General features: G+C 64.2%; 28 protein-coding genes, 4 pseudogenes and 1 riboswitch. Of the genes and pseudogenes, 20 read left to right on the top strand and 12 right to left on the bottom strand.

Features of this window, described 5'->3' with window-relative positions; all coding sequences use genetic code 11:
• Positions 1-347: 347 nt before the first annotated feature.
• Positions 348-440: pseudogene (locus tag QJR12_RS09775) on the top strand (AAA family ATPase); the annotation flags it as partial.
• A 1,287-nt stretch (positions 441-1,727) separates the two neighbouring features.
• Here QJR12_RS09775 and QJR12_RS09770 read toward each other — a convergent pair.
• The 3 genes from QJR12_RS09770 to QJR12_RS09760 form a co-directional block, all read right to left on the bottom strand.
• Positions 1,728-2,264 (bottom strand): winged helix-turn-helix domain-containing protein, encoded by a 537-nt coding sequence (locus tag QJR12_RS09770; RefSeq protein WP_300581354.1) that lies wholly within the window; start codon positions 2,262-2,264, stop codon positions 1,728-1,730.
• A 591-nt stretch (positions 2,265-2,855) separates the two neighbouring features.
• On the bottom strand, positions 2,856-3,881 hold the full coding sequence (locus QJR12_RS09765; protein WP_300581352.1) for a hypothetical protein: 1,026 nt from the start codon (positions 3,879-3,881) through the stop codon (positions 2,856-2,858).
• A 323-nt stretch (positions 3,882-4,204) separates the two neighbouring features.
• A complete protein-coding gene (locus QJR12_RS09760; RefSeq protein ID WP_300581349.1) occupies positions 4,205-4,579 on the bottom strand; it encodes a transposase in 375 nt (124 codons plus the stop codon).
• Positions 4,580-4,650: 71 nt separating this feature from the next.
• Between QJR12_RS09760 and QJR12_RS09755 the strand changes: the two genes are divergently transcribed.
• From QJR12_RS09755 to QJR12_RS09740, 4 genes are read left to right on the top strand one after another with little or no spacing between them, the layout of a single operon-like run.
• Positions 4,651-4,983, top strand: a complete 333-nt coding sequence (locus QJR12_RS09755) for a hypothetical protein (protein WP_300581346.1) — start codon at positions 4,651-4,653, stop codon at positions 4,981-4,983.
• Positions 4,984-5,018: 35 nt separating this feature from the next.
• Entirely contained in the window at positions 5,019-5,840 is an 822-nt protein-coding gene (locus tag QJR12_RS09750; RefSeq protein WP_300581343.1) for a transposase, read from the top strand.
• Positions 5,837-6,298 carry a hypothetical protein gene (locus QJR12_RS09745; protein WP_300581341.1) on the top strand — a complete coding sequence of 154 codons (462 nt, stop codon included), beginning with the start codon at positions 5,837-5,839 and terminating at the stop codon, positions 6,296-6,298. Before QJR12_RS09750 ends, QJR12_RS09745 begins: the two co-directional genes overlap by 4 nt.
• Positions 6,196-6,765 carry a transposase gene (locus QJR12_RS09740; protein WP_300581338.1) on the top strand — a complete coding sequence of 190 codons (570 nt, stop codon included), beginning with the start codon at positions 6,196-6,198 and terminating at the stop codon, positions 6,763-6,765. Before QJR12_RS09745 ends, QJR12_RS09740 begins: the two co-directional genes overlap by 103 nt.
• A 201-nt stretch (positions 6,766-6,966) precedes the next feature.
• Here the strand turns inward: QJR12_RS09740 and QJR12_RS09735 are convergent, their stop codons facing one another.
• A complete protein-coding gene (locus QJR12_RS09735) occupies positions 6,967-7,248 on the bottom strand; it encodes a hypothetical protein (RefSeq protein ID WP_300581336.1) in 282 nt (93 codons plus the stop codon).
• Between the two features lie 609 nt (positions 7,249-7,857).
• The gene (locus QJR12_RS09730; RefSeq protein WP_300581333.1) at positions 7,858-8,103 is read right to left on the bottom strand and encodes a hypothetical protein; all 246 of its coding nucleotides are present in this window, start codon (positions 8,101-8,103) and stop codon (positions 7,858-7,860) included.
• Between the two features lie 215 nt (positions 8,104-8,318).
• Here QJR12_RS09730 and QJR12_RS09725 point away from each other — a divergent pair, with 215 nt between their 5' ends.
• Together QJR12_RS09725 and QJR12_RS09720 are read left to right on the top strand one after the other, a co-directional pair.
• Positions 8,319-8,633 carry a hypothetical protein gene (locus QJR12_RS09725; RefSeq protein WP_300581331.1) on the top strand — a complete coding sequence of 105 codons (315 nt, stop codon included), beginning with the start codon at positions 8,319-8,321 and terminating at the stop codon, positions 8,631-8,633.
• Positions 8,630-9,493 carry a hypothetical protein gene (locus QJR12_RS09720; RefSeq protein ID WP_300581329.1) on the top strand — a complete coding sequence of 288 codons (864 nt, stop codon included), beginning with the start codon at positions 8,630-8,632 and terminating at the stop codon, positions 9,491-9,493. The genes QJR12_RS09725 and QJR12_RS09720 overlap by 4 nt, the downstream gene beginning before the upstream one ends.
• Positions 9,494-9,623: 130 nt before the next feature.
• On the opposite strand, the gene QJR12_RS09715 is transcribed toward QJR12_RS09720, so the two are convergent.
• Entirely contained in the window at positions 9,624-10,073 is a 450-nt protein-coding gene (locus QJR12_RS09715; RefSeq protein WP_300581326.1) for a hypothetical protein, read from the bottom strand.
• Positions 10,074-10,228: 155 nt separating this feature from the next.
• Between QJR12_RS09715 and QJR12_RS09710 the strand changes: the two genes are divergently transcribed.
• Together QJR12_RS09710 and QJR12_RS09705 are read left to right on the top strand one after the other, a co-directional pair.
• The gene (locus QJR12_RS09710) at positions 10,229-10,552 is read left to right on the top strand and encodes a hypothetical protein (RefSeq protein WP_300581323.1); all 324 of its coding nucleotides are present in this window, start codon (positions 10,229-10,231) and stop codon (positions 10,550-10,552) included.
• Positions 10,553-10,765: 213 nt separating this feature from the next.
• A pseudogene (locus tag QJR12_RS09705) lies at positions 10,766-11,954 on the top strand (IS3 family transposase).
• 707 nt (positions 11,955-12,661) lie between these two features.
• On the opposite strand, the pseudogene QJR12_RS09700 reads toward QJR12_RS09705, so the two are convergent.
• Positions 12,662-12,913, bottom strand: a pseudogene (locus tag QJR12_RS09700) (helix-turn-helix transcriptional regulator); the annotation flags it as partial.
• Entirely contained in the window at positions 12,906-13,118 is a 213-nt protein-coding gene (locus QJR12_RS17740) for a type II toxin-antitoxin system RelE/ParE family toxin (RefSeq protein WP_366526306.1), read from the bottom strand. The pseudogene QJR12_RS09700 and the gene QJR12_RS17740, both read right to left, overlap by 8 nt.
• A gap of 424 nt (positions 13,119-13,542) precedes the next feature.
• Between QJR12_RS17740 and QJR12_RS09695 the strand changes: the two genes are divergently transcribed.
• From QJR12_RS09695 to QJR12_RS17735, 8 genes are all read left to right on the top strand, one after another.
• The gene (locus QJR12_RS09695; RefSeq protein WP_300581321.1) at positions 13,543-13,848 is read left to right on the top strand and encodes a hypothetical protein; all 306 of its coding nucleotides are present in this window, start codon (positions 13,543-13,545) and stop codon (positions 13,846-13,848) included.
• Positions 13,848-15,242, top strand: coding sequence for a hypothetical protein (locus QJR12_RS09690; protein ID WP_300581319.1), 1,395 nt, complete (start codon positions 13,848-13,850; stop codon positions 15,240-15,242). The genes QJR12_RS09695 and QJR12_RS09690 overlap by 1 nt, the downstream gene beginning before the upstream one ends.
• Before the next feature lie 238 nt (positions 15,243-15,480).
• Positions 15,481-15,888, top strand: a complete 408-nt coding sequence (locus QJR12_RS09685) for a hypothetical protein (protein ID WP_300581316.1) — start codon at positions 15,481-15,483, stop codon at positions 15,886-15,888.
• Positions 15,889-16,448: 560 nt separating this feature from the next.
• Complete coding sequence (locus tag QJR12_RS09680) at positions 16,449-17,036, top strand: hypothetical protein (protein WP_300581313.1); 588 nt, start codon at positions 16,449-16,451, stop codon at positions 17,034-17,036.
• 706 nt (positions 17,037-17,742) lie between these two features.
• Positions 17,743-18,177 carry a hypothetical protein gene (locus QJR12_RS09675; protein WP_300581311.1) on the top strand — a complete coding sequence of 145 codons (435 nt, stop codon included), beginning with the start codon at positions 17,743-17,745 and terminating at the stop codon, positions 18,175-18,177.
• Between the two features lie 181 nt (positions 18,178-18,358).
• Positions 18,359-18,901, top strand: a complete 543-nt coding sequence (locus QJR12_RS09670) for a hypothetical protein (RefSeq protein ID WP_300581308.1) — start codon at positions 18,359-18,361, stop codon at positions 18,899-18,901.
• 98 nt (positions 18,902-18,999) lie between these two features.
• Positions 19,000-19,296, top strand: coding sequence for a transposase (locus tag QJR12_RS09665; protein WP_300581305.1), 297 nt, complete (start codon positions 19,000-19,002; stop codon positions 19,294-19,296).
• On the top strand, positions 19,244-19,987 hold the full coding sequence (locus tag QJR12_RS17735; protein WP_366526301.1) for an IS3 family transposase: 744 nt from the start codon (positions 19,244-19,246) through the stop codon (positions 19,985-19,987). The genes QJR12_RS09665 and QJR12_RS17735 overlap by 53 nt, the downstream gene beginning before the upstream one ends.
• 484 nt (positions 19,988-20,471) lie before the next feature.
• Positions 20,472-20,583: riboswitch (SAM riboswitch) on the bottom strand.
• Between the two features lie 131 nt (positions 20,584-20,714).
• Here QJR12_RS17735 and QJR12_RS09660 read toward each other — a convergent pair.
• The 3 genes and pseudogenes from QJR12_RS09660 to QJR12_RS09650 form a co-directional block, all read right to left on the bottom strand.
• Complete coding sequence (locus QJR12_RS09660; RefSeq protein ID WP_300581302.1) at positions 20,715-21,593, bottom strand: hypothetical protein; 879 nt, start codon at positions 21,591-21,593, stop codon at positions 20,715-20,717.
• A 168-nt stretch (positions 21,594-21,761) separates the two neighbouring features.
• Positions 21,762-22,227: pseudogene (locus QJR12_RS09655) on the bottom strand (SDR family NAD(P)-dependent oxidoreductase); the annotation flags it as partial.
• Between the two features lie 113 nt (positions 22,228-22,340).
• Positions 22,341-24,113 carry an IS1634 family transposase gene (locus QJR12_RS09650; protein WP_300575500.1) on the bottom strand — a complete coding sequence of 591 codons (1,773 nt, stop codon included), beginning with the start codon at positions 24,111-24,113 and terminating at the stop codon, positions 22,341-22,343.
• A 131-nt stretch (positions 24,114-24,244) separates the two neighbouring features.
• Between QJR12_RS09650 and QJR12_RS09645 the strand changes: the two genes are divergently transcribed.
• Complete coding sequence (locus QJR12_RS09645) at positions 24,245-24,445, top strand: recombinase family protein (RefSeq protein WP_300581299.1); 201 nt, start codon at positions 24,245-24,247, stop codon at positions 24,443-24,445.
• A 255-nt stretch (positions 24,446-24,700) separates the two neighbouring features.
• On the opposite strand, the gene QJR12_RS09640 is transcribed toward QJR12_RS09645, so the two are convergent.
• Positions 24,701-24,922 carry a hypothetical protein gene (locus QJR12_RS09640; protein WP_300581297.1) on the bottom strand — a complete coding sequence of 74 codons (222 nt, stop codon included), beginning with the start codon at positions 24,920-24,922 and terminating at the stop codon, positions 24,701-24,703.
• Positions 24,923-25,000: 78 nt separating this feature from the next.
• On the opposite strand from QJR12_RS09640, the gene QJR12_RS09635 reads away from it, so the two are divergent.
• Together QJR12_RS09635 and QJR12_RS09630 are read left to right on the top strand one after the other, a co-directional pair.
• A complete protein-coding gene (locus QJR12_RS09635; protein WP_300581294.1) occupies positions 25,001-26,002 on the top strand; it encodes an alanine and proline-rich secreted protein Apa in 1,002 nt (333 codons plus the stop codon).
• A gap of 30 nt (positions 26,003-26,032) precedes the next feature.
• Positions 26,033-26,764, top strand: coding sequence for a DUF732 domain-containing protein (locus QJR12_RS09630; protein WP_300581292.1), 732 nt, complete (start codon positions 26,033-26,035; stop codon positions 26,762-26,764).
• Positions 26,765-26,925: the final 161 nt, after the last annotated feature.

The raw sequence follows: 26,925 nt of genomic DNA, 5'->3' as shown, positions 1-26,925 counted from the left end.
TGCCCATCGGTTTTCAAGGTTCAAATGCGAAGCTTTTCCAGTCGTTCGACGACCTTAGTGTCAGCCCAGCCCGGCGGACAATGCGCGAGATAGCGCTCAAGTACCTCGATCTCACCCCGGGTGTCCTTCAGCTTCCGCAAAATGATCGCCGCCTCCAATGTGGCCCAGGAGTGCGGGCCTCGTTCTCCGATCTTGCCACCACGCTCGGCGGCGTCAACTATCTTCATGACAAGCTTCCAGGCGGATATAAGATCGCCTGCCCGCTTGAGATCGGCAAGCGTTTGTCTGCAGGAGCCAATTCCCACTCCGTCGACGACTTCGGCGTCCGCCGCGGCCCATACTTTCCGCTGCAAGCTCTCGTCGCCGCGTTTGGCACCAACAAAGCCATCGTCGACGAATCCTCCACCCGCGCGGCCATCGCCGAAGTCACGGCAGACTGAACACCACCCCGACACCCCGAACAGCACCGACCCCGCCGGACACCAACCGGCGGGGTCATTTCACGCCCACACATCCTCACCGTCAACGCCGCCATCATCCTCATCTTGAGCGCCGGTCAACAGCACATCGTCGACCAAGGCTGCGTCGCTCTCGGCGCGACAGCACCCTACGCGACCACCCGCAGCAAGCTGCTCATTTTGCGCACGCTCGGCTCGCCCGAAACAGCGGGCACCGCGGCGTTCGCGTGGCATCGGCTCAGCACCGCTTGTCACGTGCATGCCTACGAATTGCAGCCCTCGGTAGCGGAAACTGTGGGACGTCGAGTGCTGCCCACCACCCAGATCACGGCCGGTGTGGGTGCGCTGCTCGACACGCGCAAGCTCCGTTACACCTTGGCCGCGAGGCGATCACATTCCGCACGGGCACGAGTGACGACGACTTCACACGCAACCTCGTCAGGTTTGTGGGCGAGGAGCGCCTTGCGCTGGCTGTGGAGCGTCCGAGCGCGGTGTGCCAGGTTACGGGGCTGCCGACATCATGAAAGTCACAGTGAAGCAGGGTGTTCAGGTCGTACACGACGGCACGGTGTTCGCTGATGGTGAGACGGCCGACGTGCCCGACCATGTGGTCGAGCTATGGTTGCGTTCGGGGTGGGTCGAAAAGGTCGTGGACCAGCTCGAGGCAGGCGCAGGGCGCCGCGCGGCCGAGCACGCACGTAGCCGCACGGCAGGCCACTTACGAGGCCTAGCAGTTGGTCTATCGGCGCGATGGTCAGATAGCGCGGTCCGCAGTCCTCACTTGCCCCTCGCCTATGTCGCCAACCAGGTTCTTGTGACACCGAACAAGGTACTTGTCCAGGTAGAAGAAGTGGTCTGCGTAGAACGCGGCCCCATCTAGTTCGCCTACCTTCTTATGCTTCTTCTCCATCACGAGCCGCGCTGCTTGCTCCGCAACTATCTCTGCAATGACAGACCGCGCTGCTCGGTCGTCCTGATTCGGGAAGTCCGGTCCGGGACCGATGTACCTCCGAATCGCTGGGTGGCCGCCGACGCAGAGCTTTGGAGCACTTCTTTAGATCGGGCAGGTCGTCCCTTGTGCGCCAACTCAATCGGAGGGGCGCGAGTTGGAATGCCCGGATGTATACCGCTTCGACGTCGACGAAGTCGTCGCCGCCGCCCAACTCGAATAACGCCCACAAGAACACGTCTGAATTTGTAACGGGCTCGCTGCTGATTCTGGACTTCTGGGAGTTTGCAACCGGCGCTGCTGGCAGCTTGACCTTCCGCTTACTCACTGCTGACTTGGCCCTCCTCGAGTGCTTTGCGCCCTGCGTCCGATATGGCCCAAATTCCTCGCGGCATATCGCGCTGCAGAAGGCCGCGTTTGACAAGATCCAGGCGGACAAATTGCAGTCGGTTCTGCCACCGCTGCACGCCCGAGTCCAACATCTCGAAGTCGGCTGGCTTTAGCTCATCTTTCAGGAAGTGGCCGACGGCGTTCGCTACATCGCGATAGTGCGCTTGGCCACCGGCATCGACCAGCGCGCGCAACAACGGAACCCGGTACCTGTCTTCCGGTAGAAGTGTCCCGGCAGCGGCTCGGGTCCGCTTACGAGCGACGGTCTGCTTTCTCTGCGTCTTGTGCGTCTTCGGTGGGGCTCCGTTTGAGGCCGCGCGGGCCAGCTTGGAAGCTGGTGCTCCGGCCGGCGCCGTCGGCGGATCGGGAAGGCCAAGTTCGCGCCGCAGCACCGTGCTCGGCGTGTCGATGAAAGGCTTGGCCCGAGACTGTAGGTACTCAAAAATGTCGGGGTCGAGGTCTATCATGGGGCACATTGCAAGGTCACCGTCCCACTGTCAGATGAGTAGCTGATCGCTACTTTAGCGCCGTACAAGCTGCTTCCATGCAACTGACATTGTTCGCTGTAAGAGTAACTTGCGATCTGAAACGCCAGCCCAGGACAGTCTGTGGCCACAAAGAACCTTATAAAGATGTTAGACTCCACGCGGCAAATACCCGCCTGCGCTGGCTGTTAGTCAGGCGCGGACGCTGCGCGGATATTCGTCCAGCACGGCGGCTGACGGGCTGACTAGGAGGAACGGCGCGAACACGATGCCGTCCGGTTATCAGCGATTTCGGTGCTATTGCGATCGCGTGGACTCTCGCCTACTTTGCTCGTAATCGCACACTGATCACATTGTATTTGCTGGTCGAAGCCAAAAATTACTTCTGACCTGCGTAAACGTCGGTCGGGCTGACAGGATTTGAACCTGCGACCACTTGACCCCCAGATACCGGTGCTGCATGTTTGGATATCCGCTGACACCCGCTGACCTGCTGGTTTGGTAGTCCGTGCTGATGGTCGCGTCGCGCTAATTGGGGTAAGGCAACGCCGTCGCGAGCGGGGTGGCGTCTGGTCAGGCTGAGGGCAGGCCGTCGAGCCAGTCGGCCAGCTCCTGCGGCGTGCGCGGCAAGAAGGTGTTGAACACCTCGAGTTCTGGGCTATTCACCACTTTGTTCCGCGCTGCCTTATCGGTGAACACCGCATCGCAGTAGGGCACCGCGATGCTCAGCGCGTCGATGTCGTTGATGTCGTTGGTTGTCCACTGGTGCCTGTTGTCCTTGTGATATGCGGCCTTCAGCGACACCGCCACCCGCGTGGAGGGCATACGGTCGGTAAAGTTGCGCAGTTTGGTGCGGTCGTAGTCCAGGAGCTGGCCAATCGATGTCGTCATCGCCGTGGTCATCCGTGCGAGCCGGTCGCCCAACTCGATCTCCAATTCCCTGGCGTTGACTACGTCGCGCAACCGCCCCTGCCGGAACTTCGGATCGCGATCGAGTTGCCCAACGAGGTAGCGTTCTTGCTCGACGCGCTTCTCGAGTATGTCGCGCCACTTTTGGGGGTCGTACCCAGCGGCAACGAGATCAGGGTCCTCTTCGTCGTCGGGTCCGGCGAGCAGCTCACGTTCCACCCACAGGTTCAAGGTGGCCATCGGCTCGGCTCCTGGATCGATGCTCATCTTGTCGCAGATGTGCTTTGCCAGTGCATCGGGATCGGGTGCGTTGGTGACCGACCCGCTGGGCCAGCCGAATGCCCACCACAGGCTCGGCCGAACCAGTGGGATGGGGCCTTGGGGTGCGATGCTCACGCCAGGGATGTCATTCAGCGCCGCCTTAAGCTCGAGTTCCTGGATCTGAGGGCGGCCCATCATGTAGTGGAAACCGCTCAGCTCCTCAATGATTGCGACACGCTCCCGCCGTCGCTGCACATCACCGATGCCACGAAGCTCGATCACGTGGGTGGAGGAAAGCGGGAAGATGGCGCGGCGCTCGTTCCGGGCTCGCCGCGCTGCCGCCAGCAGCGGCTCGTACCCGGGGCTGGCGGACTTCCCCACTGCGAGTTCGGCCAAGTTGATGAATCCCAACATGTCGAGGTAGACCATCGCCGGTGGTCGATCCGGCAGCTCAAGATCGCCCGGCCAGATGACATCGCTGCTGACCTGGTAAGTGGTCGCCATGGCTGATTCGCAACCTTCTCTCGAGGTTCAAGCGCCCGTTGAACGGTGGCGTCCCCGGAGCGGTGTAAAAGTGGCCTGACATAGGCTCCGCTCGCTTATTCTCATGATTTTATGCGGTGGCAGCGGATTCGGTTGGCGACACCCCGCGCTCAGTTCAGTGTGCTTTGCCGAATTCAGTCGTGGCAGTTGGGTTTACAGGTCATACATAGCCCGGCGCAGATCCTGCAACAGGCGCAGCCCGGCCGGTGTCATGGTGAACCCACGCCGGCCGCTGAAGCGCAGTCGAGCACCGCCCACACCAGCGATAAGCAGGAGTGTTCACCGGCCAGCCGCCCGATCACCTTGACCCGGCGGCGAGACTCGCCGGAGGTGCGCTCAATAAAGTTCAAGTGGCGGATCCGGTTCCAGTGCTCGCGAGGAAACCGCAAATGGACCGTCAGCGACTCGCGGTCGGCGAGCAGGCTGCGCACCGCACCCGGATAGGTGTCGCGCCAGCGCTTGGCAAACACGTCTATGTTGGCCTGGGCCATTTTCACCGCGTCCAGGCCGGGTGCTACGTGCTCGGGCAGGTCAAAGATCGCCCAGTAGTCGGCCTTGACCTCGCCAGCCGCGTGTTTGGGCACCTTGGCCAACACATTATCCGTTAACCGGCCCTCGGCAGAGCGACACGCTCGGCGCAGGTGAGGTCCCACCAGTGAGGCTCGTGGTGGTGCGATTGTGCGAGCGGCGGGGCGCCGCCGCTGCGACGCAAAACCGGCGCATCGACGCGGTGCGGGCGCTGTTCGAGTTCGCGGTGATCACCGGAGTGGTGATGACAAGCCCGGTGCCGACGGCGCGACGCACCAGCGGCCTTCGGGCGCGGCGGGGCCTGCTGGGTAATATCCTGGCTCGCCACTCAAGGCCGGGCGGCCAGCTGGTGCGCGAGCAGCGGCTATTGCCGGAAAGCCTTGAGCTGGCTGAGATTGAGGCGTTTCCTGACCGACCTAGGAGCGCACTGAATAACCCGTCGACCGGTCGGCGTGTCTGACGGCTGCGCACTGTGTTGCGTGTGATGATGTTGTGGTGCAAGGGATTACGCGGTCGGACCGGGAGTTGCTGGACGTGGAATCGCTGGTCGGGGAGCTGGTAGAGCCGGGCAGCGTTTTCGCGTTTTTAGCCGAGCACCGCCATGAGCTGTCCCCGGAGTCGTTCATCTCCGATCTGTTTGGCTCGAGGACCGGGCGGCCGTCGCTGCCGGCGGATCTGGTCGGGTCGGTGCTGGTGCTCAAAGAGCTCTATGACCTGTCTGACCCGCAGACCGCCGAGGCGCTGCGCTATGACCTCCGCTGGAAGGTGGCCTGCGGGCGGTCGTTGTCGGCGACCTCGTTTGATCCGTCCACGCTGGTGTACTGGCGGCGCCGGATCGCGGCCTCGGAGCGCCCGGATCGGGTGTTTGATGCGGTCGCGGCGGTGATCGCCGAGACCGGGGTGCTGCGCGGCAAGCGGAAGCGCTGCCTGGATTCGACGGTGTTCGACGACGCGGTGGCCACCCAGGACACGGTGACTCAGCTGGTGGCCGCGATGCGCAAGGTGGCGCGGTGCGTGCCCGGCGCGCAGTCGGTGATCGAGCGGGTCGCGCGGTGCGATTATTCGAAACCGGGCAAGTCGAGCATCGATTGGGACGATCCGGCCGCCAAGCGGGGTTTGGTGTCGGATCTGGTCAACGACGCGACCGCGGTGCTGGCCGAGCTGTGCGGTGAGAACGCCCCGGACCGCGACGAACCGGCCGCGGGCGCGTTGGGGTTGCTGGCGTTGGTCGCCGGCGAAGATGTGGAACCGGCTGAGGGCTCTGATGGCGCCGACGGTGCCAGCGCATCGCGCGGCGGGTCGCGCCGGATCGGGTGATCTCAACGGTGGACACCGAGGCCCGCCACACCCGCAAGTCCAAGTCGGTGCGCCGCGACGGATTCCGCGGGCACATCGCGGCCGAGCCGAAGACCGGGTTGATCACCGACGCCGAGCTGACCAAGGCGGCCGGAGAGGCCGGCAGCGACCCGGTGGTCGGCGCGGCGATGATCGGCCGCGACCGCTACCACCACGGCGGTGACACCGACACCGCGTCGGCAGCCGCGCCCGCCACCGACGAACTCCGCGACGCTCGCGGCGACACCGCCGATCGCGCTGCGGTGCAACCTGATTCCGTGTCAGGGTCGCCGACCGGTGCACAGACCGTCGGGGGTGTGTCGCCGCGGTCGCGATGGTGGCCACCGGCGCCGGGCTGGGGCTGCAGGTCTACGGCGATTCCGCTTATGGCAGCGGTGAGGCACGCGCGGCCTACGCGGCCGGCGGGCACGACACGGTGATCAAACCCAAGCCGTTGCTGCCCGCGGTGCCCGGCGGGTTCACCCTCGATGACTTCACCGTCGACGAGTCCGCCCGTACCGTCACGTGCCCGGCCGGGCACACCCGCACGATGAGCGCCAAACGGGCCGTCACCTTCGGCACGCTGTGCACCGGCTGCCCGTTACGGGACCGCTGCACCACCACCGCCGACGGCCGGTCGATGAGCATCCACGAACACCAGCAGCTGCTACGCGACGCCCGCCAACAGGCCCGCACCGAAGAGTTCAAGCAGGATTACCCCACCCGCTCGACCGTAGAACGGATCATCGCCTGGGTCGCCACCCAACGCGGGCGCCGGGTCAAGCTGCGCTACCACGGCGTCGATAAGAACCACGCCTGGCTACGCAACCGGGCTGCCGCGATCAACCTGCGCACCCTGGTCAACGCCGGCCTGACCCAGCGGGACGGGGCCTGGGCCCTGCCCTGACACCCCGGCCGCCGCCACAACCAGCCCCAACGGCTGTCTGCACACCGAATCTCGCCGTCGCCCAAACCAATCCAGGCGATTCATCCACCAACCACGAACCACATAGCAAACATCACTCGTCACACGCCCGCTACCTTGTTCAGTGCACTCCTAGGCACCCACCGTGACAGAGCGATGGTGCTGCTGATGCTGCTCGGCGGTTTACGCGCCGCCGAGGTCCGCAGTCTGCTGTTGGCCCAGGTGGACGCCGGCCGTCGGCAGGTACGGGTTACGCATCCCGGCCCGCGGATCCTTACTGGTTGCGGCCCGCTGGTAGCGATCCCGGCCCAAAAACGCGGTCACCTCGGCCTCCAACGCGCACTGCAGCAACAACGCGCCCACCCGGGCCACCCGCTCGATCGCACGCGACAAATCCTCACCGCCGGCGAACACCTCATCGATCTCCATGCGCAACCGCTCAGCAGGCGATAACCTCTTCGACACGGACGTAGGCTCCTTCCTTCAGACTTGCTCGTCTTCGACGCAACCTCCGTCCGAACCCTTTTACACCGCCGGAGGGACACGACCCTGATATGCGTCGGCGCTCACATACTCCATCGCCGTTCAACGGTCCGACGAGCCTTCGGGATTGGATAGCGGGCAGGAAAAACAGCTGAGTTGTGTCGGAACCGAGCGGATGAAACGATGCCCAATCGGTTGATGGACACCTGGCTCACCTACCCCGAGCGATGCCGCTCAGGTGCGGCGGCGACCTGCCGATCGTTCATCTCGGTGTCGGTGGCGACCGGAATCCCCGGAAGCAGAGGCCTGGTTCCTTCTGCAAGCCGGTCACGAGCGGCAAGTTGGGCATCTTCGTCGCGGAGGAGGGGATCGATCACATAACCCATGCCTGGGTAGCCGTCGCCAGCGGCCGCACGGACCATGCTCACGGCTTCCACCCAAGCGCCGATCCGTCCGCAAGCACCACGACCACCTGCCGGGACAATCAAGCCCGCACCGACCCCGATCCGATAGCCGACGCCCTCGTCGAGATCCCCGCTGACATGACCAGCGGCGTGGACACGGCCGGATATCGAAAGGCCGGCACAGCTGTCATGGCGCGGTCGGTTCCAGCGCCCGGCCCCACGGCCCTGCGACATTGGTGAGCCCGTCGGGTAGCTGGTCGATCGGTGCGATCTGATCTCCGGCGGTGCTCACTGCGCCACGCTGATCCAACAGCGCCACGCACGCGTTGCCGTCCAGGCGCGCAGGAAAGCGCAGCGCGCTCGCGCCCTGGTCTACCACGTAGGCGGCGATCGTTTGGGTAACGACCCCGGCTGGTGGTGATCTCGTGTTCATCGAGGTGCGCCATGCCGTGTGCGATCGCTGCCGAACGTGACGGGCCTCGATCTGCTGTCGGTTACCAGATCGGTCAAATCGATCAGCGGGCCGTGGCGGCATAAGACGACCGGAATAAGGACATGCTGCGTGCGCCACTGCGCCGTGACCCCTGACCGTCCTCGGCGGGGTTTAACCGTGCGCGTGGATGCGGAGGTGGGGGTTACACTGCCTGCATGGGCGGTGTTCTTCGGGTTTTTCCCGATGCGGTGCGGGCAGCGGGCACCGGGTGGGATGCCCAGCTGGGCGAGCTGCACGCCGCACCGCCGACGCTGGAGCCCCCGGTGTTTTCCTGGCTGTCGATGCTGGCCGCCGGGGCGGTCAGCGGCACCGCGGCGGCCGTCACCGCCGAGCTGCACACCCGCATCACCGCGACTTCCGCCGCCACCCGGGCGGCGGCCAGCGGATATGAGGCCGGCGACGCGGAGGCGGCGGGCGCGGTCAGAACCGTGATCACCACGCTCAGCGGCGCGGATCGGCAGGCCGGGTGATTCCCTCCCAGTCGGCGCTCCGCGCTTATGACGTGTCGCATTTGACCGAGCACGCCGCCTATTGGCGGGAGCTGGCCACCCGCCGCCGCGACGTGGTGGGCGCGATCAAGGCCCAGGCTGACGCCCTGGACTGGCAAGGCGAGGGTGATCAGGCGATGCGCGCGGCGATGGCCGGGCACCTCGCCACCGCCGAAGAGCAGGCCGGGCTGCTCGACGCTGCCGCCGGCGTCGCCGAGAACGGGGCCAGTGTGCTACACCAGCAGCAGCAAGCCATCCTGTCCGGGGTGGATCAGGCCCGCCAGTCCGGGTTCGTGGTCGGGGAGGACTGGTCGGCTACCGACGCGATGTATCCGCCCGGATCGATCGGCTGGTACGCCCGGCTGTCGGCCGCGCAGGCCATCACCACAGAGCTGCGCGCCCAGGCGGGCGCGTTCGCCACCCAGGAGTATCAGACCGCCACCGACATCATCAGCGCCGCCGGTGACCTGGGCGGAGACGGCGCCATCCACCGACACATCCAAGCCGTCGACAACCACTTCAAAACCGACGGACCCACACCGCAACCAAGCCCCCCGCCCAACCCGCCGCAAACCGGCGAACCCATCAAACGTCCGCCCGCGCACACCCCGCCGGGTGTCATCACGTTGCCGCCGAATGTGCCGAAGAATACCGATCCGCTCCCGAACTGCAGCACTGGCGACGAGGCTGCGATTCTCGCCGAAGCAATCGCTGGCGCTGTCGGAATAGGGGTTGGTGCGACTGCCACACCGTTCACCCTGGGAGCCGGTGTAGTGCCTATCCTCGCCGGTCTGGCCGGAGTCGCTGACGCAGTAAACGAGATCGGCAAATGTGGGGAATAACAGGGATGATCCTTGTTCTGGCAGTCGTTGTAGCGCTCGGACTTATCGGCGGCGTGGCGCTAACGAGGACTGTCAAGCGCCGCGCCCTCAGCAGTGCGGAAGCGTCGCGACGCTCACACTTACTGAGCGCCTACATAATGCTGTTAATGGCGGCCGTTTTCGTTGTCAAATTTATCGCCGTAAAAGATAACTTTCGGTATTTGCTAATCGCACTTGCCGGGGCATTGGTTGTCACCTCACTGAGGGTGCTACGCAAGAACAGACTCAGAAGTACTCCACAAAGGTAGGTTCGTCCTGCGAGATAGCGAAAGACACGACGATTGGTGTCGGCGGTGCCGCCGGCATCTCCTCCGGTATCGCTGGCGAAGTGCCAACGGCGGGTGGCACAACTGCGGCGATTCTTGCTGGTATCGGCGGCCTCTGGGACAGCATCGACAGGCTCAACGAGTGTGAAAGATGTTCTCAGTGCTTGTCGTTGCAGCCGTGACGGTCGGATTGGCCATAGGCGTCGGTTCGATGGTCGCTGCCCGCCGCAGCGCGCAACCATCAGCAATCCGTACATCGGCAGCGCATCGTCCAATACTGCATTCTGGCTGTTCTCGCAACGATGTTGATATTTGACGCCATAGACAGTCCGAAACACCGGTATGTCAACCTGGCCGTGTTGGCGGTAGCAGCCGGTGGTGTGGCCTTCAATTGGATCAGGGCTCACCGCAAACGGCAGCGGCAGCGCACATGACCTACGCGCCCAACGGTGAAACCGCCTCAGCCCTGCCGGAGTTGCCGGAGGGGATGCGCTGGGTGGTGGCGATAGACCGACGCCAGATCGCGGTGATCCTGCTGGAGAACGACAGGCCGGTGGCGTCAGCCGCCGAGACCCTGGAGCGCGATTCGGAACTGGATTATCCGCACCAGTCGGTTGATGTGGTGGAGCAGGTGTGCCGGCGTCTGGCCGCCGAGGTGGCGCATCAGTGGGGTTTTCTGCGCGGCCTTCAACAAAAACTCGGCGCAGGTGTCGATGTGCGCATGAGGATCGTCGACTGGAACCGCCAAGGCTAACCGCCGCTGCCCAGTGTCCCGTAAACGGTTCTGTGTGCGACCAACCCGAACAGCGGGCATGCCGAGGCAACAACTCATTAGGTTGCGTTGTTGCGGCTGCCCGACCCACCAGCAGCGACTCCCCTGACCGCCCAGCGGCGGGGTTTTGGGGTTGACCCCTGATGGTGGACACCTGACTGGCGGGACTGCTGGTCCCGCGGGAAGGATGTCCGTATGTCGGGCAAGCGCCGCAAGTACACCCCGGAGTTTCGGGAGCAGGCTGGCCGCCTGGTGATTGAGACCGGCCGCCCGGTGGCTCACGTGGCGGCTGAGATTGGTGTGGGTGATCAAGTGCTGGGGCGTTGGGTGCGCCTCCAACGCCAGGCGGCTGCGGCTGGTGATACTGGCGCGGTGTTAGATGCTGATGAACGCGCGGAGTTGGAGCGTCTGCGTAAAGAGAACGCCGAATTACGTTTGGACCGTGAGCTTTTAAAAAAAGCCGCGGCCTTCTTCGTCTCCGAACACAACCGGTAGAAGCCTACCGGGTGATCGAGGCGGAGAAGGCCACCTACCCGGTTAAGCGGATGTGCGAACTGCTGGAGGTGTCGCGCTCGGGCTACTACAAGTGGCGTAAATCCCGCGATCGCGGACCGACTCCGGCACAGCAGCGGCGCGCCGAGCTGGACGCCAAGGTGGCGGCATTCCATAAGGCCTCTGACGGGGTGTATGGGGCGCCGCGGATTCTGGCCGATCTGCGTGACGACGGTGAGCGGGTCTCGCGCAAGACGGTGGCGGCCTCACTGCGCCGCCAGGGTTTGGCCGGGATCTGCCCGCGGCGGTTCGCACCGGCCACCACGGTGGTTGACCTGGATGCTGCGGTGCCTAAAGACCTGGTCAAGCGTCGTTTCGACACCGGGATCCTCAACCAAGTGTGACCAGCGATATCACCTATCTGCGCACGGGTGAGGGCTGGCTTTATCTGTGCGCCGTCCGCGACGGCTGCTCACGGCGGGTAATCGGCTGGGCCATCGACGAGTACCTGCACACCGATCTGGTCCAGGCCGCCCTGGCGATGGCTGTGGCGATGCGCGGCGAGCTCGCCGAGCAGGTCGTGTTGCACGCCGACCGCGGCTGCCAATACACCTCAGCACAGCTCGCGCGGTTCGCCCGCGAGCACAACCTGGCTCGTTCAGTGGGCCGCACCGCGGTGTGTTGGGACAACGCCCAGCAGGAATCGTTTTGGGCCACACTGAAAGTCGAGTTCTACGATCGATACCTGTGGCCAACCAAGACGGCCGCCAAGCTCGCCGTGGGCGATTGGATCGAGCGGGTCTATAACCGACGCAGGCGTCACTCGGCCCTCGTTATGATGAGGCCGGTCGAGTTCGAAGACCGACTCACTCAGACGGCACAAGCCGCCTGACCCTGTGTCCACCAAACGGGGTCAAGCCCAAAGTGATCTCGCTTTTCTTGGGACGTTGCGTGCCGGAAATTTCGTAGTGGAGCCCGATGAAGAAGTTCCTTTTTTCAACCTCGTTGATGCAGTCGTGTATCCACTCTTGAGTACCTGGCGTGCGGTTTTCGGTGCTCCGATCTTGCGGAAACACGACCGTGCATTCGATGTACATGCTGGTAAGTCCGCGAGTGACTAAGAAATCTGGGTTCTTCGGGCTATGGGGTACGTTCGGGTGGACGACGACGTCGTAGCCCAGCTGGCGATAAAGCGTGTAGACGTAAAGCTCCCACCATGCGCCGACATGCTGACTTTCATCTGAGTCACGGAATCGGTTGCGGAGGTCGGTCTTCCCGCGAACCAGCCGGGTACTCCTTGAACCAGTCTTCTAGTAGAGAACGCGCGCACGACAAGGCTGGTTGGTCAACGCGATTCAGGTACTGGAAGGTGCTTTCCGAGAATTTGGCATGCGTGGGGTCCGACCGCTCGCCATCGTCGAAGAGTTTATCGATGGGCGCGCTTGTTGCGATCCGTTTCACTGAGTTGGATGTGTGCTTTACCGCCCAGTTGTTGGTCAGTTGACTCACTCGCTGTGGGGATATCCCGAGCGGTTCAGCGATGTCGCGGCCGGCGCGTTTGACTTTCTTCGCCGTTGCCACCGGTGGGCGTGCAACCGGTCGAAGGTCGATTGTCAGCCCAACCGGTGCGAGCATGTTGACCAGCGCGTCGAGGCTGAACTTGCTGATCTTTCCGTTCAGCAGGTCCGAAACTCGTGGCTGGGCCACATGAAGACGCGCGGCAGCTTCGGTCTGCGTCCAACCCTCTTCCCTGATTCGCTGCTCAATGGCGATCATCAACAGGCCGCGCGCGGTGAGGTTGGCCGCCTCCTCCGAGGTCTCAGCGAGGTCGTAGAACACGCTGTCAGCCATCTTTTGCCTCTCTATACCGCTTCCTGGCCAGATCGATATCAGCCTTCGGTGTCCGCTGCGGCTTTTTCGTGAAGACGTGAAGGACGCAAATCATGTCGTGGAACTTCGCAACGTCGATGAGCCGGGCGATGCCGTTTGCATCTCGCGCTCGTATCTCGTACGCGCCAGGGCCCACGGCGCTTATCGGTTTGTAATTGTTTGGCATCAGACCCATTTGCACGCGAAAGCAGCTGCTGGCCAAACTCCTACCGAACCTTGCGACGTTGCTCGCAGATGTCGTTGGGAGTTGTGCCAAGCCATCTGATGGGCTTCAGATCGATGCCCATCTTATATCAGAATCAACATAGAAGCCACGCGAAGTCCCAAAGGCGGTCGGCCACCTGGCAGACCCTCCACCAGTGTTGCAACCGTCCCGTTGCGACATTCACTGGAATCCGCCCTGGCAAACGGGTTGTCCCATGCCCATGGCAAAACTCCCGTCGAACTGGTCCCGTATTCCTGGCAACCGCCAGCTCGCAGACCGACGCTGAAACCTCGCCTGCGCGCCTGGTGCCCGGGTTCGTCGCATTGTCGCCTGCTCCGCCAGCCGGCCGTTTCCCTCCGATAATTACGACGGCTACAATCCGGGCATGCTCACCGTGAGCTCACTGAAGGTCGACCCCGCCGGTCTGCGCGTGGAGGCCGCCCAGTCCGCGGGGAGGGCAGCCGAGCTGTCGGCGGTCACATCCCCGCTGAACCCGGCGGTGTCGACCTGGCAATCCGCCGCCGGGCGGTCCAACCGATACCGCGCCGCCACCGCTAAAGCCCTGACGACGGGAAGCACCCGCCAGCGCTGCATTACGGAGGGCCTCACCCACACCGCGGAGAGCTTGGAGAGCAACGAAGCCGCATCGGCGGCCCAGCTGGCCGCGGTGGGCGACTCCGAGAGACTCTGATGCTCGCGGAGCCAGCCGAGCTGCCGTCGCTGCCGGAGGTGGAGTCCGCCAGCTTCCAGCACTATTTGGACTCCGCGGACTATTTTCGTCGCGCCGCCGACTGGCTGGAGCGCACCTTCACCGCGGCCCGCGACGCCGCGCAGCACCCCGGCGGCACCGAATGGACGGGACAAGCGCAGCACGCCGACCTGGACGCCCGCCAGCGCGACCTGCAGCGGGTGAGCCTCGGCGCGATCGACCCGTTGCGTGCGGGTGAGAAGGTGTGCGTGGCCGCCTTCGAGCAGATGACCGCCAGCCGCCACACGGTGCTGGATGCGGTGCGCGAGGTGCGTGAGGCGGGGTTTTCGGTCGGGCCGCACTATACCGTCACCTATACCGGCACCATCGCCAACGACGCCGAATACGCTAAACGCCTGGCGGAAGCTCAACAGCACCGCAACTTCATCCGGCACCGGGTCGCGGCAATGGTCGAACATGACCGCGACAACGCCCAGAAGATGGACGAGGCGCTCTCCGGGCTGGAGACCTTCACCTTCGATGAGCCGAAAACCATCCCGGACGACAGTGTTGTCGACGACGACGATCGCAAGCAGGCCCACCCCGTCGACAGAACCTGGAAGCGAGACCCCGCACCGCCACCTGATCCCGGTCGGACAGCTGAGGATCTGCGTGAGGCGATCAAGGACCTTCCTCAAGGGAGCCGCCCTAATTACCTTGAGGTCCGCAGCCCGGAAGATTTACGCAAGTTCTGGGACTGGTCGTCAGCCAATGCACCGACATTTATCCCAAGCAAGCCGTACCGAGGAGGAGACGGAATCATGCGGCAGCTGCCCGACGGAACACTCGTCGGGTTAGGGCCGAGCGACGAATACGGGCCGACGATGGATGTCCAGTTTCCCAACGGCGATTACACGAGACTTCACGTCAATCCCATGAGAGGCGGCGTACCCAACCTGCCGGCAACTGGCGCGGGTCCTGGCGCACTACCCGCCCCAGGCACAGCGCCGCTGATCAGTCCGCCGCCGTCTTTGCCTCCGCAGCTGGCTCATCCGTCGGCTGCGGCTCCACCGGTCCAGGCCGATCACCCGCCGGTGGCCATACCTCCCACGGTGCTTGACCATCCGCCGCTGCCGCCGTGGCTGCGGGACCCGTCCCCACCTGGGTTTCATCTCACACCAAGCGAGCCGCCACCGATCGCTCCGTGGGATGACCCCATTTCGTTGTCGGTGCCGCCGCCGGCGGGACCACCGATCACACTGCACATGCCTGAGCTGTATGGACCGGAAGCCCATATGACACCGCAGCAACAGCAGGGCCTACTTGCAGTATTGGGCGGCATAGTTGTAGGGGGGTTGGCTACATTGGGTGAGGGACTCAAGGGGTTGACATCGTGACGGCGCTGGCCGGCAATGAACTCGTGGCGGTGCAGGGCAGACTGGCGACAGTATTGTCGGCTGCGGCTGCGCTGCCTCATCATGTCGATAACCTGGCTCAGCTGACCGTAGGACCGTTTCTGACCAGCAGGGTCACTTGTCTCGACGAAAATTCCCTCCGGACAGCGCTGGACGCATCGGGATGCTCCGGACATGTGCGTCACGCAAACTGCAGGACCAAAGGCAAGGATTAAGCGAAATGAGCACAGCCCGGGAAAAGCTATGTGAGGAAATACTCCTCGACGGTCTCGTTGGCCCGGTAAATCTTGCAGGTATTCATTCGGAGGTCAAGCAGCAGTATCCGTCGGCATCAGAGCAAGAACTGTTGGACGAAACGCTGGAGTCGATCCGGTGTCTCGTAAGCGATGCCCTGATGGAAGTGGGATACCTCGGTGACAACTCGCAATTCGTACCCGAGTCACACGATCAGTGGATGCGAGAAATGTACGACGCCTACGTTATTCACCATCAGCATAGGCCAGGATGGGCGTTTTCTTTTTGGCTGAACCTCACCGCCAAAGGCAGAAAGGCTGCGCTCTCAACAGAGCGAGGCAAAAAGATCGCACGACATGAGGAAGAGCGAAGAGCCGCGATCCGAGGTGGATGACGTTTACTGGAAAGACCCAGCGCGCCAAGCTCGATCGAGCTAAGCCTCCAGTGGCTGGGTAATGTAAAGCGCCGCAAGCGAAGCGGTCAACCCGGCGCTCTGCTGCAATTTTTCTTCGATTGCTTTGGCCGCGGGGTTGGCAGACCGGTGCAGATAGCGAAACCGTGACAGGGCAAGCTGATGATCTCGCTACCGAGCAGCGTCGGTTGACGGCGGTGTCCTCGGTCCCGGCTGTGGTGGCCCGATATCGCCCGGCTCAGCAACGATCTTCAGCGGGCGTTCCTCAGAAGCATTAACGGACGTTTGTCAACGGCACCTGAAAACTAATGGGATGCAAGGGGGTCCAAGAGCGTGGTGTACAGCGTGTTGCTGCTGCTAGGCATGTCGTAGGCCGGATAGCGGGCGGTCATCGCGTGATCGTTCGAAACGACGAGCAAAAGTCAATCGAAGGACAGCAACGCGAGGACAACCATGTCACGGCCCTGTCGACACGGGACGCTACGACACACCCGCCGACCTCAGGGCTCGTACACCACTCCCTGGACGCAACTCCGTTGTTGGTGGAGTCCGCCAGCTTCCAGCACTATTTGGACTCCGCGGACTATTTTCGTCGCGCCGCCGACTGGCTGGAGCGCACCTTCACCGCGGCCCGCGACGCCGCGCAGCACCCCGGCGGCACCGAATGGACGGGACAAGCGCAGCACGCCGACCTGGACGCCCGCCAGCGCGACCTGCAGCGGGTGAGCCTCGGCGCGATCGACCCGTTGCGTGCGGGTGAGAAGGTGTGCGTGGCCGCCTTCGAGCAGATGACCGCCAGCCGCCACACGGTGCTGGATGCGGTGCGCGAGGTGCGTGAGGCGGGGTTTTCGGTCGGGCCGCACTATACCGTCACCTATACCGGCACCATCGCCAACGACGCCGAATACGCTAAACGCCTGGCGGAAGCTCAACAGCACCGCAACTTCATCCGGCACCGGGTCGCGGCAATGGTCGAACATGACCGCGAGAACGCCCAGAAAATGGACGAGGCGCTCCTGGCATCCGGGAGGTCCGCAGTGAAGATGATCTCCGCCAATTCTGGGACTGGATTAGCAAAGGCGCGACAGACCACACCTTTGAAACTCCGTATCGGGGTGGAACAGGAATAGAGCGTCAGCTCCCGGATGGAACCATCGTGAGGATAGGCCAGAGCGAAAAATGGGGGACGACAATGGACGTCACTCTTCCGCACGGCGAAAACGTTAAGCTTCACGTTAATCCCGCCAGGGGTGGCGAGCTGAACTTTCCAAAGCTGGCCGGGCCGCCGGCAGCCGCACCAGGCGCGCCAGCCGGTCCGGGATCGGCGTCGGTGATCAGTCCTCCGCCCGAGCTGTCGTCGATGCTAGCTCATCCCCCCGTTACCGCCGTTCCCCCACCAGACGCCAACCACCTTCCCGTAGCGATACCTCCAACCGTGCTCGACCATCCGCCCTTGCCGCCGTGGCTGCAGAACCCGTCGTCCCCGGGGTTCGACGTCCACCCCAGCGAGCCTCCATTGTTCGCCCCACTGGACAACCCAGGCGATACCGCGCCAGCACCGCCCTCGATGACGCCCGGCCCGCCAATCACGCTGCACATCCCTGAGCTTCACGCCCCTGAAGTGCACCCGCCACCGGAGCATAGCGAAGCCTGCTTGGGATCCTGGGTGCCTTGGTTGTCGGTGGATTGGCCACCTTGGGCAAAGTCGGCGAGGCCCTTAAATGATGGACCATGGGCCGCAGGTGCGGTGGCGATGAGTGGCGGCGGTGCGCACGAGCGCCGGTTTGGTGGCCCGCCACGTCGGGACCTGGATACGATGGGCAGGGTTAGGAGAGTATGAACACTGTACGCGATATAGCTCGCGAGGAAATACTGCTCGATGGTCTTGTTGATTTGGTAAGTCTCAGTGCGGTCAATTGGAAAGTGAGACAACAGCTTCCGTTGGCCTCGCTTTCAGAAATACAGAACGAAACTCTGGAAGTAGTGCGCTTTTTAATCGAGGAGGGGCTGTTCGAACTCGGCAGACGCTCAGGCGAAGACGACCGCTTTGTGGCCTGGGACGAGCCGCCCGATGTGTCGATGCAAAGGGTTTACGACGCCTATGTCACCCACCACGATGATCAACTGGGATGGGCCTATCGCTTCTGGCTTAAGCTGACGCCCAAAGGTGAACAGCTTGTGCTATCAACAGAAAAAGGCAGGCATGTCGCGCAGGCCGTTGAAGCAGAATTGAGGGAAATAAGGGCATTCAGGGATGGCGGTCGCGACTGATGCTGGATCGGTGCGATGGCTGCCGGTGCTCACAGATAACAAATGCGGGCGCCCGCCGATCTTTAAGTGGGGCATCCCCGGCTCAGTGCAGCCGAGCAGCGCAGGCGACGGCACTTGACCAGTGACTAGCGCGAGCGAGGATTGTGCGGCCGAGCTGCGCCGGCTAGCGGGTGCCTCATCGGTGGTCAACGTGGTGGCCCGCCACGTCGATGGCCTGGTTCAGCTTCGCCCTGAGCAGTTGCCGGGCTGGCTAAAAGACTTGGGCGTGCCGCCGGGTTGGGGGATTGCTCTGGTGGAGGGCGGTAACGTTGCCCCGTCGCGGATCGCGGTCTATGGCCCGCACTCCGATGGCCGCTGGGATGGCTGTGAAACGATCACTGTATTCGGGTTCACCGGCGAACCGCCGGAGGAAGTTATGCGCGAGCACGCCGATTGCACATTGCGCGGCCTCGGCGCCGACGACATCACGACTTCCACCCCGGCCGCATCGCTGATACCGGGAGTGACTGCGGTGCGTGGCAGCGGGTACCTCACTGCAGCGGGCCGACGTGTGTGGACCCAACACAGCGTGTATGTCGTGGGTTCGAATGCTCCTGGTGAGGGTCGCTTGATCCAACACAGCCTTTTCGTTGACGCGAGCTGCCAGGCACGGCTAGCTGACGATATAGCCCAGCTGAGCAACGCTCTTCAGCGGGCGTTCCTGAGAAGCATTGGCAGACGCTAAGTGTCACTGATTCTTACCCGCGTAGACCATCCGGGGTGCCGCATCGCGACGGGGTTTCCCCCTCGTAACGTGGAGACATCGCCATTGAGGAGGCGGCGATGGCAGCAAACAGGCGGAAGTTCGATGAGGACTTCAGGGCTGGCGCGGTGGGAATCGTGGCCGAGACCGGCAAGTCGATCGCGCAGGTGGCCCGGGAGCTCGGGATCCACGAGGGCGCGCTGGGTCACTGGTGCGCCCAGGAGCGGCGGCGTCGGGCCGGCGGTGACGATGAGTTGAGTGAGTCCGAGCGCCGAGAGTTGATCCGGCTTCGAAGGGAGAATACGGAGCTGGCGGTGCAGCGTGATGTGGCCAAGCACTCATGCGCCCTCTGGGTTCGAGAAGCGATGGGCCGGTAGAGATGTCACGGTTCATCGACTCCCAGAGGGCACACTACGGCATCACGCACGCCACGACTGTCGGGCGTTAGGGGTATCGCAGTCGTGGTTCTACAAGTGGCGCCATAGCGACCCGTCATCACGGCACGCTCGCCGCAGGGCACTGACCGCAGACATCGGGCGGCTGTTCGCCGCACACAAGGGTAAATACAGATCCTTGCGGAGCTACGCCGAGCTTCGCGACGAGGGCTGCAGCATCAGTGTGAACACCGTCGCAACGATCATGCGTGAGCAGGGCATGGTGGCTCGCCCCAAGCGGCACCGCCGGCATGGCACCCGGCCGGGCAAGGGTCGGTGGCGAGCTGCTGACCTGGCTAACCGCAAGTTCGCCGCCCAGCAACTCAACGGCAAGTGGTACGGCGACGGTACCGAAGTCCATACCAACGAAGGCACCCCCAGGCAGCTGCCCGGGGCAGTCAGCAAACAACTTCACCCACGACCCCTACAACTGAAGTCTGCACGGAATCAGGGGAGGCCCGTTTTTCCCTCCTGGGGGGATTCAGGGGCCGTTAGCGGCGGGGGCCGATTCGGCACGCCTGGCCGCATCACGACGCGGCAAGTTACCCACGCCGCCGCCGCCCTTCGGCGGCTGCCGCAGTCAATTTCATGTGTTATGGCCTTTCGGACTCGCGGGGGCTCGCCGAGGGCCTAGGTCTGCCCCCCGCGTACCTGTTGGCTGGGCGCAAGGGCGGCACATTCGTCGGCGACGGCGCTCTGGGAGTCAAATGGTCAGGATTCGTAACGTGGATATCGCGGCACTTGCGCTTCTCCTTGATCCCCGCGAGGCTAAAGACGTTGCTTGCCCCGTCCACCAGATCGCCGGTCGGCACGACGAGTAGATGGAAGTCGGGCTTCCACTGCGCGATTCCGACGCAGCGCAGCAGCGCCGCTCGCACCAGCGCCGGGCGGTGATTCCAGCACTGCAGCAAGAGCCCATCGCCATGCAGGAGCAGCGCCCCATCGTCAGCGACCGAGGCGATGACTGGGATTATCGGCCCCGGTCTTCGCACCGACAATTTGTATTGAATCCAGTGCACCCAATGGCCGGCCCCATAGGTGTGGCACCGGTTGTCGGTGCCGGAGAGGTTCCACCAAATTTCGGACATGAAGACTCCCGAAAGATCGGGCCCCCGCAGGAGGCGCTCTTGCCGGCACCGGTTGGCGTCGGCCGCTTCGTCATCCGAGCCACCCACGAGCGTGGGGTTGGCGCGCCGTCCAGTCGGAGCTTGGCGACGGCGTCTCATGAAGCTGGCCCAACGATAACGAGCAGCACCGACACCGGAGCGCCGTTGAGGCGGGCGGATTCACACCCCCGGGTAAAAGAGCCTCGAAAGTCTGCGCTGGGCGCGCGCCAGACGGATGCCGGCAACGCGGCTGTTTCATGCGGTATTCGACTGCGGCAGCTGAGTTTTCGTGGCTTTGTGCTGCGGCGCTTGACCGAATCGGGCCAGCGCCAGCGTCGCGACGACTGCGATGGCGAATCCCACGACGACCATCCAGCCGAGGCCGGCGCGGCTCCGGTCGCCGAGCCACACCACCCCGACCAGCGCGGGCCCGACTGTTTCTCCGACGACCATTCCGGCGACGGCCGTGGTCACAGATCCGCGGCTGAGGGCAGAGGTCAGCAACAGAAACCCGGCGGCTCCGCCCGCCAGCACCGCGTACAGGCCGGGGCTGGTGTAAAAAGCGGCTTTGGTGGGATCGATCGACTCGATCAGGCGCACGCCGACCTCGACGACACCGAAGCCGCCGCCGGCCCCCAAGCCCAGGACGAGAGCCCGTGAGCGGTCGCCCAATCGGCCTGCCGCCGCACCGGCGAGGACTACCGCGGCGACCAAACCCAACAGTGCCCAGCCCAGTCCGGCTGGGCCGTGCCGGGAGCCCTCTGGGCCGGCAGCGAGCCCGAGCATCGTAAGCCCCACACAGACCACGCCCACGGCCGTCCACTCCGCCGATGACAACCGCGCCGACAGCACCCACGCGGCCACGAGGGCGGTGACGGCGATGGAGGCAGCTAACGCCGCGGCGACAACGTAGATCGGCACCAAGCGCAGCGCCACCACTTGAAGCAGAAAGCCGAGGCCGTCAAGGCCGAAGCCGGCGAGATAGCGCCACTGCCCGACGGCGCGCACCAGCAACACCGCGTCGACACCCGAGCCGCCGCCGCCTTCCACCGAGCGCGTCGCGACAGCCTGCAACACCGTCGCCGTGCCGTAGCACACCGAGCAGCCCAGAGCCAGCAACACCCCGATCAGCACACACCGACCATACGAGACAGGTCAGCCCGCTACCCACGGGGCGCTGAAAGCCCCTGTCGCACAGGTGTACTGCACCGGTGCCGCACTGGTATCTCGAATTGCCCTAAGCCGCCGTCCGCTGCGCGGCCACAAACAAATTCCCCGGCACGTGGTTCCCTGGCCTGCCATTCAGCGTTCTTCTTGACGGGCACGCTTGTTGGCCCATGGGAAGAAACGCGCCGCCGCCGCGGCGATCACGCACTGATACGACGAGCCGCCGACCCGCGCCAGCACATCGAGGGGCCTTGGCCTCCCAGCCGATCACCACGCGGGCGCGGCCCTTGCCGACGCCGTCGACGATCGTCTGCGCCGTCATCTCCGGCGAATGCAGTGCCAGATACGTGTCGAAGAACTCCGCAACGCAACCAGCATGTGCTGGCGCAGCGCCTCCGTGAAGCCCCGCAGCGCGAACTTCGCCGCGTGGTACGCGCTCTGGCCCCCACCGCGATCAGCCCGAACAGGCGCGAGATGTCGACGATGTGCCCGTCGCCCGACGCGATCACATGCGGCAGTAACGCTTTGGTGCCGTTGACCACGCCCCAAAAGTCAACGTCCAGGTCCGCTCGATGTCCTTGAACCCCGACTTCTCGACGTGGTGACCAAACTCGACCGGCTGGGCCTGTCACTAGACCGAAGTTGCGGCGGTTTGGGTGGGTGGATTCGTGGCTGACGTGGGTTTTTGCTGGTGGTGTGGGGTCGTGGTTCTGGCTACGCGGCGGTCAGCGGGATGGGGGTGCCGATAAGGTCGAAGGCGCGGCGTTGGTCGGGGGTGGGTTCGGCCAGTGTGGGTACCGTGGCGTTGGTGCCGTGGTAGTGAATGTCGTTGCGGGTCAGGGTCGCTAGGTGATCGAGCAGGCCGCGGAAGCTGCGCAGCGGGTTACCGTCTGGGTCGTGCTGGGTCGAGGCTTTGGCCTGGGCCTGTGGTGAGCGTTGTGCGGGCGCGACGGGGTTGTCGCGGGCGGGTGGGTGTTCGTCGGTGAAGGTCAGCGACGCCCAGGCTTTACGCAGGTGCCAGACCAGGTAGCAGGCCAGCAGGCAGATCAGCACGTGGGCGCGGACACGCTTATCGAGGCGGTGATGGATGGGCCGCAGATCCAGATCATCGGCCTTGATGCTGCGGAAGTCGCGCTCGACGTGGGCGAGGTTTTTGTAGCTTTCCACCACGGCTGCTGGGGTGAGGGTATCGGCGTCGACGCTGGTGCGCAGCACGTAGATGCCATCGAGGCTGGCCTCGGCATCGATGCCGGCCTGGTCACGCTGGTAGGTGAAGCTGGTGTCGGTGATGGTGCGGTGAAAATGCTTGCCCACGTTGTGTTTGACGATGATCCGCCCAACGGCTTCACCGATCTTGCCTGCCCCCTTGAGGGTGCCGCGGGCCACCCGCTCGGCGATGGCGGCCAGGTCGGCCTCGGTGGCGGCTAGCAGCGCGGCGCGTTTGCGGGCCCGCTCGGCGGCCAGGGCGGGGTTGCGGCAGGCGATCAACCGTTCCCCGGGGTAGTCGGGGTGGGCGATCTCGGCGAGATCTTGGGTGTCGAACAGGCTCATCTGCAGCGGTCCCTTGTCGGCGGCCAGGGTGGCGATCTGGGGTGCACGCAGGGCGGTGATCCACCCGAAACCGGTTCCCGCATCGGTGTTAAGCTCTCTCAGTGCGCTGATGCGTGCACTGGTGATCATGCCGCGATCCCCCACCAGCACCAGCCGGGTCAACCCGAACGTGTCGCGCAGCACCTCGACGATGTCGGTGAACGCGACCGGGTCGGCGGTATCTCCGGAAAACACCCGCACCGCCACGGGGCGTCCGGCCGGGTCGGTGAGCACCCCGTAGTTGATCTGCGGCAGGCCCTTTTTGCCGTCGCGGGAATAGCCATGGGCGGCCAGCTCACAGCACCGCCCGGTCACCCATGAGCTGGTCAGATCGAACAACGCCATCCGTGACGGGTTCGCCGCTGGCCCAAGGTGTTTAGCGGCCAGCTTCTTCTCGATCGCGTCCTGACGATTCGCCAGCCAGTCCATCGCGGCATACACCTCATCGGTGGAGGCGCCAGCCACGTCCAGGTCGGGCCCCAAGGTGGTATCGGCCCACCGCGACAACGTTGACAGCTTGGACGCCGGACGGATCACCCGCGAAATAACCAACCCCAGCACCAGATCGCGGGATCGACACGCCGGACCCAGGAGCGCCGGAAACCCCAGCCGACGCGCCATCGCCGCCACTGCGGCCACATGCCCGTGCGGCAGCGAGCGGGTGATGGTGCAGGCCGACTGGGCAGGCACCATCACCTGTCCCTTCAGCGTCGCCTCGATCGCGGCGATCACCTCCGCGGGCAACTTGGACAGGTTGGCCAGGGTCTCGTGGCGGACCTTCGTCCCGTCGCGGTAGGTGCGACGCACCAGCACCGACTCATAGCGGTGCACGTTGCCGGCCTTGTCCACATATTTGCTCGGAGTCCGGGCTACGTGCATCCGCACAGGTTTGACCATAACTGAATATTACAAGGCGAACTCGTCAATCAATAGCATCAACACACCATATTCACTGGCTACACCTTCGGCAGACCAACCCGCACAGACCCCAGCTCAACCCCCAAATTGCCTAACTGACCCGCCGTAACTTGGGACTAGAACACCTCATCGAGCTGTCCAAGCGCCTGCAGGCCGCCGGCGTGAACTTAGTGGTGCTCGACCAGGGCATCGACACCTCGACTGCCATCGGCCGCATGTTTTTCCAAATCCTCAGCGCCATAGCTGAATTCGAGCACACTCTGATGTCGGAGCCCACCACGGACGGGCTGGCCGCGGCGCGGGCCAGTTGACCACCGGCGGACAAAAACCCAAACCGGGTCCCCGCCAGGTGAAGCTGGCCCAGCAGATGTACGACGAGCAAGATGAACACGGCAAGCGCCGCTACCCCGTCGCCCAGATCACCGCCGAATTCGGCGTCACCCGGCCCATCATCACCGGCACCTCAAAAACTGGCCGCCGGTCCCCACCGCACCGTTATGACGCCCACCGATGGCCGAACAGAAATTCGGAGACGACGTGTCGACAGTGGTCCCTTCGACCCGGGGTCAGGGCCGCCGGCGGCCGCGGTGTGCGCGCTGGCGCACGAGCACTGTCGGGGTTCGTTCGGTCGGGTCCCATGCGGTCATGCTCACCTGTCCACGGCCGGGATCATCGGCGGTGGCCGCGGCGATGATCTCGGGTAGCTCGTAGCGCATCTGCCATTCGAAGTCGTCGAGGGCGGCCCGGAGAGCGGCCCGACTGAGCGCGCAGGCTGAACCCGGAAGCACCCGCGAGACGACATAATACGCTGGTCAGCCACCCAAAACAGCCCCGATCTCACCGACAGCGGAGTAGCTTCTGCTGTCATGGACGACAATGCGGACCACACCTCGGCGGCCACCGACTTGGCCGAGGCGACCGCTGGCGTCCCCGACGTGTCGCCGACCGAGATCGCCGAGCTGGCGTGGTCAAGCGAAGCCGAAACTGAAGAAGCCGAAGGCCGCAGCTGGTCGAGTGAAGTACGTGAAACGGAGAACGACGCCGCCGGAGGCGTCCGTTGGCGTTGGCGGCTGCGCTGGGCGGGTCTGGTGGTACTCGTGTGCGTCATGGCGCTGGTTACCGGGTGGCTTTCGTTGGCGCTCTATCGCGAAGACTTCACACACCCGATCCCAAACGCGCGGCCGGCTACGGTGAAATCGGCGCCACAATCGGCATCGGCACCCACACCGACCAACTCCGTGCCGATCCCACCGCCGCCGCCCGCACGGTATGAGATACCGCCCGCTCCCCCGCCGCAGGTCCAACCGAACACGCCGGACGCCGACAGGGTCGTCAATTCCGCCGGTGGATTCAGCTTCGTCATTCCCGCCGGCTGGGTGGAGTCAGACGCCACCCGCCTCGACTACGGGTCCGCGCTGTTGAGCAAGCAAATCAGACCCGCCGAACCCGGGCGACCGCCGCTGGTCGCCAATGACACCCGGATTGTGCTGGGCAGACTGGACCAGACGCTCTACGCCAGCGCCGAACCCGACAACCTGAAGGCAGCAACCCGGCTGGCCTCAGACATGGGTGAGTTCTTCATGCCATACCCCGGCACCCGGATTAACGAGGAGAGCACCCCGCTGAAAGCCAACGGGATGGCGGGCAGTGCGTTCTACTACGAGGTCGAGTTCAGCGACACCAGCAAGCCGGACGGCCAGCTCTGGACGGGTGTCATCGGTTCGACCGCCCCGAACGCGGCCACCGCCTCGCCCCCGCAACGCTGGTTTATCGTCTGGCTCGGCACCGCGAACGACCCGGTGGACAAGGCCGCGGCGACGACGCTGGCCCAGTCGGTGCGGCCATGGACGCGAATAAATAACCGCTGATCACCCCGTTGGAGGAGCAAAAATTGAACTATGGGACGGTCCGACGAGTCAGCGGCGGATCACGTCACTGTCGCGGCAGAGGTGATGCGTGACACCGATGAAACCGCTGTCGCACTAAACCGACCGCCAGTCACGTCACCCGAGTTGGCGTGGTCAAGCGAAGCCGAAACCGACGAAACTGCCGAAAGCGCCGAACGCACGAATTGGCGTTGGCGGCTGCGCTGGGCGAGTCTGGTGGCACTGGTGTGCGTGATGGCGCTGGCTACCGGGTGGCTTTCGTTGGCGCTCTATCGCGAAGACTTCACGCACTCGATCCCGCACGCGCCACCGGCGCCGGTGAAAACGGTCCCGATGCCACGGGCAGCCCCGGCGCCCACGCCGATAAAGCCCGTGTCAATCGCACCACTGCCGCCTGCGCAGCATGAGGTACCGCCCGCGCCGCCACCAGTCACCGTTACCTCACCACCGCCGAGCGTTGCTGCACCGTCGGCACCCCCACGCCTTCCGGCTCCACCGGCCCACGCGTACGACCTCTACGTCCAGCTGCTTGCGCGCGACGGCATAGTCCCGACGGATTCTCCTGAAGAAATGCACGACCAGGCTTATTGGCTCTGCCTGGCCGTCAGTACCGGCGACACGGCCGCCGTCAACAGCTTCATCGACAAAAGCGAGCAACAGGACACCCTGCTGTCCCCAGCGCAGGTACGGGCCATGCTCGCTGATGCAGTCGACGCCTACTGCCCCGAGTACGGCAATGGGTAACCGACGTTGGCAAGCGCGTTCGGGTTCCCAAAACACCGCAGAATCGGGCAGTGTCAGTGAGCGCGATCATCCTCGATGCTATCCGAGGAGGTCAGTCAGGCGCTGGTATGCGTCGGCGCTCACATACTCCATCGCCGTTCAACGGTCCGACGAGCCTTCGG

The organism is Mycobacterium sp., from assembly GCF_029961025.1.
Taxonomy (GTDB): Bacteria; Actinomycetota; Actinomycetes; order Mycobacteriales; family Mycobacteriaceae; genus Mycobacterium.
Note: the sequence above shows the minus strand (reverse complement) of the source record. Positions and strands in the feature narration are given on the sequence as shown.